Here is a 682-nt window from a genome sequence, read left to right as displayed (position 1 = left end):
GTAAGCGTGTCATAGGATAGTATCTCGTACGCCGGTTATCTTTCTTCTATAATTAAACTATCAAATATAGAAGGAGAAAAACGAATGAATAAAAAAGATATTGTACCAGTTCAATTTTCAAGTGCGGCTCAAAAATCGCAAATTGAAACCAAGCCAAAACTAGCTTGCAGAATCAAATCGGAAGATAAGGAAATATTTATTTATAATGGAATGGATAAATATCTTTTGTATACCTTGTTAAAAGAGTTGAATGCCAATGCTCATTGATGCAACTGCATTGAAACATATTTTTATCGTTTGTGGAAAAACAGATCTTCGAAAAGGAATTGATGGACTAGCAGCTTTCGTTATAGAAGAATATGACCTTGATGTTTACGATCAAGCGCTTTTCTTATTTTGCGGTACGAAGAAAGATCGCTTCAAGGCTCTTTACTGGGATCAAAATGGATTTGTATTAATGTACAAAAGATTTGAAAGTGGGTACCTTCAATGGCCGCGTTCCAGAAAAGAAGTCTTACAATTAAATCCGCTCCTTTTGGAGCGATTGTTGACTGGCCTTTCAATCGAAGAAAAATGTACGCTAAAAGAAACGAAAAAAGGTGCGATATATTAGACGAAAACCTTGTTAAATCAAGGATTTTGTCTGTTTTTCGTTGTCATAAAATGGTATAATAGATGTAAG

At 34.2% G+C, this 682-nt stretch carries 2 protein-coding genes; both read left to right on the top strand.

Annotated features, from left to right (window positions below):
- Positions 1-84: 84 nt before the first annotated feature.
- Positions 85-267, top strand: coding sequence for a hypothetical protein (locus ECA1_RS16690; protein WP_060793129.1), 183 nt, complete (start codon positions 85-87; stop codon positions 265-267).
- Complete coding sequence (gene tnpB, locus ECA1_RS16685; RefSeq protein WP_060793128.1) at positions 257-613, top strand: IS66 family insertion sequence element accessory protein TnpB; 357 nt, start codon at positions 257-259, stop codon at positions 611-613. Before ECA1_RS16690 ends, tnpB begins: the two co-directional genes overlap by 11 nt.
- The last annotated feature ends 69 nt before the right edge of the window (positions 614-682 follow it).

Origin of the sequence: Enterococcus casseliflavus NBRC 100478, assembly GCF_001544095.1 — a bacterium.
Lineage (GTDB): Bacteria > Bacillota > Bacilli > Lactobacillales > Enterococcaceae > Enterococcus_D > Enterococcus_D casseliflavus.
This window is presented reverse-complemented; position numbering and strand designations above follow the sequence as displayed.